8 protein-coding genes are annotated in these 8,199 nt (G+C 51.5%); 2 read left to right on the forward strand and 6 right to left on the reverse strand.

What is annotated here, in order from left to right; translation table 11 throughout:
• Positions 1-1,217, reverse strand: a 1,217-nt coding sequence (locus tag R3177_RS11120) for an aminoacyl-histidine dipeptidase (protein ID WP_318971099.1), incomplete at its 3' end; no start/stop codon positions are given.
• A 133-nt stretch (positions 1,218-1,350) separates the two neighbouring features.
• Entirely contained in the window at positions 1,351-2,511 is a 1,161-nt protein-coding gene (locus R3177_RS11125) for a phage tail sheath family protein (RefSeq protein WP_318971100.1), read from the reverse strand.
• Between the two features lie 230 nt (positions 2,512-2,741).
• On the opposite strand from R3177_RS11125, the gene R3177_RS11130 reads away from it, so the two are divergent.
• On the forward strand, positions 2,742-3,350 hold the full coding sequence (locus R3177_RS11130; RefSeq protein WP_318971101.1) for a DUF502 domain-containing protein: 609 nt from the start codon (positions 2,742-2,744) through the stop codon (positions 3,348-3,350).
• A gap of 11 nt (positions 3,351-3,361) precedes the next feature.
• Here the strand turns inward: R3177_RS11130 and R3177_RS11135 are convergent, their stop codons facing one another.
• Entirely contained in the window at positions 3,362-3,985 is a 624-nt protein-coding gene (locus tag R3177_RS11135) for a LysE family translocator (protein ID WP_318971102.1), read from the reverse strand.
• Between the two features lie 188 nt (positions 3,986-4,173).
• Here R3177_RS11135 and R3177_RS11140 point away from each other — a divergent pair, with 188 nt between their 5' ends.
• Positions 4,174-5,100 (forward strand): DMT family transporter, encoded by a 927-nt coding sequence (locus R3177_RS11140; RefSeq protein WP_318971103.1) that lies wholly within the window; start codon positions 4,174-4,176, stop codon positions 5,098-5,100.
• 21 nt (positions 5,101-5,121) lie between these two features.
• On the opposite strand, the gene R3177_RS11145 is transcribed toward R3177_RS11140, so the two are convergent.
• From R3177_RS11145 to mtgA, 3 genes are all read right to left on the reverse strand, one after another.
• Positions 5,122-6,453: a peptidoglycan DD-metalloendopeptidase family protein gene (locus tag R3177_RS11145; protein ID WP_318971104.1), complete on the reverse strand. Its 1,332-nt coding sequence runs from the start codon at positions 6,451-6,453 to the stop codon at positions 5,122-5,124.
• Positions 6,454-6,636: 183 nt separating this feature from the next.
• Entirely contained in the window at positions 6,637-7,161 is a 525-nt protein-coding gene (locus R3177_RS11150; RefSeq protein WP_318971105.1) for a hypothetical protein, read from the reverse strand.
• 77 nt (positions 7,162-7,238) lie between these two features.
• Positions 7,239-7,928: a monofunctional biosynthetic peptidoglycan transglycosylase gene (gene mtgA, locus R3177_RS11155; protein WP_318971106.1), complete on the reverse strand. Its 690-nt coding sequence runs from the start codon at positions 7,926-7,928 to the stop codon at positions 7,239-7,241.
• Between the last annotated feature and the right edge of the window lie 271 nt (positions 7,929-8,199).

The following is an 8,199-nucleotide window of genomic DNA, read 5'->3' on the forward strand; positions in this document are numbered from 1 at the left end:
GCGGAATCCGGATCCGGCTTCCAGCCGGGATAAGCACCACTGAAGCTGACAGCCGCCCCGGCCAGTTCAGCCAGGGACGTTAACATGGTTTCGACATGCTCACGACCTGAATCAATTAACGAGCGGATCAAGCAAAGTACCGTCACTTTGTCAGTACCGGTGCTAATAACGCCCATATTCAGCGAGGTTTCGGTCACACCGGCAATATCGTCGCTCATCCGCATCACGCCATTCGGGCAGGCATGCAGCAGGTTTAACACGGCTTGCTGGCTGGCATTCGTCATCACCTGCTGCGGCAGGCTGCTCTCGTTCAGGCTGAATTTAACCGCTGGCTCGACAGCCGCCAGCTCGGTTTGAACTAACTGCTCAAAGGTGCTGATTTTCTGCTGCAATAAATCAAGTTTATCTGCCGGCAGACACAGTTTGGCCGTGGCTTCACGAGGAATAGCATTACGCAGCGAGCCCCCGGTCAAATCATTCAGTTGCAACTTCAGCTCACGGGCTTCCGCCACTAAAAAACGGGCCAGTAACTTGTTTGCATTGCCCCGGCCTAAATGAATATTGACGCCGGAATGACCACCTTTAAGGCCTGTCAGACTTAAGGTAACGGCCCGGCTGCCGGTTGGCACAGCCTGCCAGCTCACCGGCACACTAAACTGTGCATCTACCCCGCCGGCACAGCCCATATAAATTTCGCCTTCCTGCTCGGAATCGGTATTAATCAGGATCTCAGCTTCCAGCATCCCCGGCTCAAGGCCGAAAGCGCCGGTCATCCCCGCTTCTTCATCTATCGTTAACAGCACTTCAAGCGGGCCGTGCTTTATCTCGCTGCTGCCTAAAATAGCCAGGGCTGATGCCATACCAATACCATTATCGGCACCCAGCGTGGTGCCATTAGCTGTTACCCAGTCGCCGTCAACATAAGCTTCTATCGGATCTTTGGTAAAATCGTGTACTTTATCGGCATTTTTCTGCGGCACCATATCTAAATGGGCCTGAATAACCACCGGTTTGCGGTTTTCCATACCGGCCGTGGCAGGCTTTTTAATAATAAGGTTACCAACCTTATCTTCAATTACAGTTAGGCCCTGGCCACGGGCCCAGTCCTGAATAAACTGACTTAATGCCTGTTCATGTTTAGACGGGTGAGGTATCGCACAAATTTGTTCAAACCATTGCCATAACGGTTGCGGGTATAAAGTACTTAATGCAGCCACAAAACACTCCTGAAAAAGGGTTAGCCATCTGAAAATGACCGGCAGTTTAGCATAAGCAGCCAGCCGAGTTGAGGCTGGGCAGGGTCAGATAGCGCATTGGCCAGGGCTAATGTAAAGTTCAGCTGCCAGCTCGTTAAGGCTCGTTCAGTTGACAGGTGATGTTAATAACCACAAATTCTGCTGGTTTCACCGGGGCAAACCCCAGCACAATCACCAACTGATGCCGCTGGATATGCTGTTGGGTCATCGTCTGATTGAGGCCACAGCGCACAAAAAATGCCTCCTTTTGCGTCATACCCTGCAGGGCGCCGGCCCGGAATAAAGAAAGCATAAAATTGCTGATATGAAACGTTACCGCCTGCCACAGCGGCTGATCATTTGGTTCAAACACCACCCACTGCAAGCTTTGTACTATGCTTTGCTCCAGAAAAATAGCCATTCTTTTTACTGGTATATAGCGCCACTGTGCATCGCTCTGGCTGGCCAGCGTGCGGGCGCCCCAAAGCACAGTTCCCAATCGTGCCAGGGTACGGATACAATTTATGCCAAGCGGATTTAACTGCCGCTGACTGTGACTGTCAACCGCAAACTCGGTCCCGATAACGCCGGTCAACCGGGCAGCAACTCCGGCCGGCGCTTTCCAGACGCCATGAATACTATCGGTCTTGCCGTAAATGGCTGCCGCTGCCGCGGACGGTGCAACCAGAAAGCTTCTGGCAGTACCGGGTTTAGCCGTTGCCTGATACAGCGGATTAGCCATCATAAGCCACGGATAATACACCGCAGCAAAGCCTGAGGACGGCAGTTTTAAGCCAGTAATAGCAGCGGTAGTATGGAACTGCTGGCCGGGGGGCACATCCAGTAACAACATACAGCGGCGAACCTGCTGACAAAATGCTAATGTTGCCTGAATGGCCGCTTTGCCTTCAGCATCACCCCAGTGCCGGCCAGGCAGCACGATCAGACTAAAGTCGTGATAGTTGCTTAAGACATTCTGATAAAAACGATGATAATCATTATCGGTAAGCAGGCAGATATACGCCGATGTACCGCCGTTACCAAAAAAAGCCATTACTGAATGGGTCATCGCCTGTGGCATAGTCAGTCTGCCTTGCTCAGTACTCAGAAAAACCCGCTGATAATCGGCAAAACTGTTGATAAGCTGGGGTTTAGTCAGCGATCCGGCTTCAGCATGACCAATAAAGGCCACCCTGCTTGTTTCCGCAGGACTGATTGGCTTGCCGGCAATCTGCACCTCATTAACATAAACGCCGGGTTTCAGATAATTGGCCATAGTATTCCCCAACCGTTTGATTGCCAGTTAAAGGTAGTAATAAACACCCATCGACGCCATCTTACTCTGTTAATATAGGTGCGAAACAGGTGCTAACGGTGGGGCTGTCTGCCATTTTCAGTCGCTACTGTCAGCAGAACCCGATATTATGATCACGATTTAACGTAGACACCGGCAGGTTAGCTTCGCTATCTGTGGGTTGAACAGCAATAAGCAGTATAAGGTTTGCGATGCGGATTATTATTAAAAGTTTACTGGCTGGTCTGGCAATTATCCTGCCGCTGGTCATTACCATTGAACTGTTGCGCTGGCTGCTGCATACCGTTGAAACTCAGTTAAGCCCGGTGCTGCAGCTGGTGTTGCCAGAGAGATGGTACCTGCCTGGTATGGCCATACTGGGTTTTATTCTGCTTTGTATTGTAATTGGTTACAGCTCGCGCTGGCCCGGCTTTAACTGGGTATGGCAGTTGCCCGGTAAAATTATGATGAAGTTGCCAGGCACTAAACAAATTTATGGCATGTTGCAGGATATTATCGATCTGATGTCAGGCAAAAACTTCAAAGATGGCTCAGTGGTGATGGTAAAACTGCCGTCATCAGAAATTGAGCTGATTGGCATTATTACCAAACAAGGCGGCCAGGCTGATGATCGGATGTCATCCCTGATGAGCGACGAACAGCTGGCGGTCTTTATTCCAATGGCCTATAACGTCGGTGGCTATACCATTATTATTCCGCGCAGCTGCACCCGTAATATCGACATGAAACCGGCCGAGGCCCTGCAACTGGTATTAAGTGGTGGTTTAGGCAGTAACAAAGCGCCGGGCAAAAGCTGGTAACGTGGCATGCGTTAGCCGAGCAGCATCCACAGCGCCACGCCAAACATCAGGCTGGCGCCAATCCGGTTTAAATACTGCACCCGGTTAGAACGGGTTAAAAACAGGGCTAAGGCTTTACCGCCACTGGCATATAACAGCATCGACAGAAACTCGAGCAATAAGATAATGCTGATCAGAATCACCAGCTGTGGCCAGAAGGCCAGCTGAGTGTCGATAAACGGCGGCAACAGCGCCATATGAAACGCCCAGCCTTTGGGGTTAGACACCGCAGTAATAAAGCCCTGACTAAACAGAGTGCGTCTGGGTAACAGCTGTGGCAACAGGCCGGCTGCAGGGATTGCCAGCTTGCCTTTTGCCCGCCACATTTGCACACCAATATAGGTCAGGTAGCAGGCACCGAGCACTTTAAACCACTGAAAAACCGTTGGAAACTGCAGCATAATTGCCGCCACCCCCAGCACCGCCAACACGGCAACCAGACCAACACCCAGCATCTCGCCCCACATCATCCAGAAGGTGCGCCGCACGCCCTGGCTCATGCCCAAAGTCATCGCCAGCGTCATGCACATTCCCGGCGTGACTGACACAAATAAAAACGTCGGAATAAACGCGCCCATCAGGGCCAGATTAACCATAGCAACCTCAACTTCAAACTGATGCTATTCTGGCTGGTTAACTGCGACTCAGCAAGAGGCTTTGACAGTGTTTTCCAGCTACTGACCGCAGTAGCCGGTAGCAAAATAAATATTCTGTCCCGCTACTGTTTTAAAGCCTGCCAAGGCGCTATGATCGCCGCCTTTATTGTCGTCTGCGCCCGCTTGCTATGAAAAACGCCCTGCTTTACCTCATTACCGTTCTTATCTGGGGATCGACCTGGTTCGCCATTGAGTTTCAACTGGGTGAAGTGGCAGTAGAAGTGTCGCTGACATACCGGTTTGTGTTATCGGCATTGCTGATGTGGCTGTTTTGCTGGTGGCGGCGCCTGCCGATGCGATTCAGTGCCCGGGATCATGGCTTTATTGCCCTGCTGGCGCTGTTTAATTTTGCCTTAAACTACATTCTGATTTATCAGGCACAGCAGTATTTAACCTCGGCGATGACGGCGATTGCTTTTACCACTATGTTACTGATGAATATCATTAATACCCGGTTATTTTTTGGCAAACCCGTGGCGAAACGGATATATTTCGGCGCCCTGATGGGCATTGCCGGTATTGTGGTGCTGTTCTATCCGGACTTAGACGGCCTGGATTTGACCAATGCCAGTTTAATTGGCCTGATCCTGGTGCTCGGCAGCGCGCTGAGTGCGTCGCTGGGCAATATGGCCAGTGTCCGCAACTCACGGGCCGGCTTACCGATAACTCAGGTCAATGCCTGGGGTATGCTGTATGGTGCCGTTGGCCTGACAGTGCTGGTGTTAATCAGCGGTACGCCTTTTACGTTCAGCACCTCGCCGGCCTTTATCATTTCGCTGCTGTACTTAGCGGTGTTTGGTTCCGTTATTGCGTTTGCCACTTATTTTGCCTTGTTAAAAGGCATGGGCCCGGAAAAAGCCAGTTACACCATAGTACTTTTCCCGCTGGTGGCGGTTGTGCTTAGCACTATGTTCGAAGATTTTGTCTGGAGTGGCTACACCTTTAGTGGTTTTGCGCTGGTGCTGCTTGGCAACGCCCTGGTGTTAACACCATTTTCGAAGATTAAAGCGCTGTTATTCAGACCACGCTTACCAGCACAACCCTCGCTGCCGTAATTCTTTAGAACCAGGCTGGCGTCAGCCCTGCTGCGCCAGCACCGTTTCTTCATCCATTTGCTTGATCATAAAAGCCACCCGCTGCAGAAAGGCATCGCGGCCGTCTTCCGGAATGGGCTCTGCCAGTGGTATTTTGGCCGTCATCGGATTTACCGGCCGGTTATTAACATGCAATTCGTAATGCAGATGCGCGCCGGTTACCCGGCCGCTGGCGCCTGACAAGCCAATACGCTGGCCCCGTTCTACCTGCTGGCCGGGACGTACCAGCGCTTTATGCAAATGCAGATAACGAGTTTTATACTGACCATGATGCTGAACTTCAATATAACGGCCGGCATAAGGGTGGTTCTCTACCCGGATCACTCTGCCTTCTGCCGCTGCGAGCACTGCCGTGCCGGTCGGTGTGGCAAAATCAGTGCCATTATGTGGCTGAACCCTGCCGGTTACCGGATGCAGCCGGCGTGGATTAAAGTCGTCACTGATCCGGAATGTACGCCCCAGCGGCACCCGCATAAAAGCGCGCTCCAGACTTTCTCCACTGGCATCGTAAAACTGGCCGTTATCATGTAAAAAAGCACTGAGCTGCTGGCGGCGGTTAAACAGCCTGACCCCCTCTATCCGGCTTTGCCCGGTCGCAGCAGCGCCAACATAGTTATCACTGCGCACCACCTGAAATCGGGCCCCGGCTTGAATATCACGCGAAAAATTAAGCCTGTCCCGGAAAAGCTGATGCACGGTTGCAATTTCCGGATCAGTCAGACCTGCTTTTTTTGCCGACTGATAGAAACTACCGGTGATATCACCTGCCAGGGTGCTGCTTTGCCACTCGCCCGGATCAAGTAACTCCTGATAACTGAATTCGCCATCGGCTTCGCGCTGATACAATACCCGGTTACCGGCATGGACAAACAGCTCCATGCTTTGCAACTGCTTATGTTCATCCAGCTGAAATGTCAGTGTATGTCCAGGCTGCAACACATCCAGCGCCAGTAATGACTGATCCGCGGCCATCACCTGTTGCAACTGCAGCTGGCTTAAGCCCTGCCGTGAAAAAATACGGCTTAAACTATCGCCCGGCTCAATAGCGTAATGGCGGGTCCGTGCATTCTGGCTGTGCGCATCCAGTATCGAGTCAAAGATGTTCTGTGCCTGCTGCCAGGGGGCAGTCAGCTGGTTTGTCTGCCAGTTACGCCAGCCCTCTGCCAGCAAACCTGGCATCACGACGGCAGCAACGGGCGCCGACGTTGGACGGGGAGCCGGCCATAGTAAGATTATGGCCGTTAGCAGTAAAAGTAACAGCATAGCCCGGCGATGGCCGCTGGGAAGCGTAGCTTGCAAAACTGAACGCAGCACTGATAATCACTCCATATTAAATTCGATATGTTGGCGTTGAGAAAATTACCCCATTGCGGGCTGGGGTCGTCGCCAAGTAAGGCCGCCAGAGAACGCGCACTGAACTCGTGCTCATTGGAGCGAAGTGCAAAGCGTCCGGATTTTGGCAAAGTTTGCGGCAAACTTCAAGCAGCGGTTATTTATTCACTTCGGCCAGCCAGTTGCGATTAACCGCTCTGCCACTTTGCTGTTTACTGCCTGCCAAACCTCAGCGGTTATCCCGTCGGTCCAGATTACCAGCAGTAGCCGATCATCCCGGTACACCCGGGCCCGTTCCAGGCTGATGTCCTCAGCCCAGCTGAGACGAAGCGCCTGTTCAATCCGGTCTGCATCTGAACCAGATTCTGCTGCAAAACCATAAAGTTCCAGATTATGATCGGCATAGTAGTGCGCATACAAGGCCGAGTGTATACCCTGCCCGGTCAACTGCCCCCGGGACGCGAGCCGGGCCACAGCTTTGATAAACGCCGGCGCTGTTGAGTGCTGGGGATTCTGCGTTACCCCAATTTGCGCCAATTCGTGACGCGGCGTTTTAGTTTGCGAGGGGGCACTCAGCGCCGGATGAAGCTCAGGCCCCTTGAACAACAGCCGGTCTAGCTTGGTGCCGGCGCAGGCACCAAGCAACAGCGTTACGGAGGCAATTAAGGCCGCACTTATCAGCTTTTTCATAGTAAAACCTTGAATAGTTTATATTTTCCTTGGTCTGACTCCGTGTTAATCAGTAATCTGGCAATAGGGTTGGTCAGCTAATTAACAACAGAGTTCAGATAACCTGCCCCGAGCTGACGCATTTGCTTCTCGACCCAACTCACCCGCTGTTGCAGATACGGCGTTAAAAAACGGGGATCGCGGCTACGCGGTCCCGGTAGCATTACCGCCAGCCGTGCCGCCTCATTTCTGCTGAGTTTGCTCGCGGCTTTACCAAAATAATACTGGCTTGCCGCTTCTACGCCGTAAATGCCTTTACCAAATTCAGCAATATTTAAATACACTTCCAGAATGCGCTTTTTACCCCAAATCAATTCCAGACTCATTGCCAAAGCGGCTTCAATGCTTTTACGAACCAAACTTCGCCCGGGCCAGAGCAACAAATTTTTTGCTGTTTGCTGAGTAATGGTGCTGGCACCACGCAGGTTGCTTCCTTCGTCAGACTGTTTCAGCGCGTCCTTTATTGCGCCAAAATCAACGCCAAAATGTTCAGGAAAGCGCTGATCTTCAGACGCCACCATCGCCAGCGCCACATGTGCTGGCAGCGTATCAATACTGATCCACTGCTGGCGAACCGGATAAGGGCTTTGCAACATAAAAGATGATGTCGGTGGCGGCACAAACCGCAGTACCAGCAGCAGGAACATTAACAGCAGTAAGCTGTAAAGCGCAATCCGCCACAATACTGACCAGCTTCGCCGAAAAAAACCACGCTTAACTTCTGCCATTTACACTCTCTTATTCTTGCATCCGACATGTTCAGGGAAAATGCCCACCTGTAGCAAATAGGATCTGTGCTTTGAGGTTAAGCAAATACTGCCATTTGACAGACATCCAACTGTAAAATATTTTTAAGATTAGTTCGTTAAAACCGATCCTTGAAGATAAAGCAGTATTTACTGTTCATAAGCGAGGTCAGTCATGAGTGTTAAGACTCTGAGTTTAATCGTTAATGGTGTCAAAAACGGCATTATCAGCAACCTGACAGAAAAAGATGAC

Origin of the sequence: Arsukibacterium sp. (assembly GCF_033722355.1) — a bacterium.
Lineage (GTDB): Bacteria > Pseudomonadota > Gammaproteobacteria > Enterobacterales > Alteromonadaceae > Alishewanella.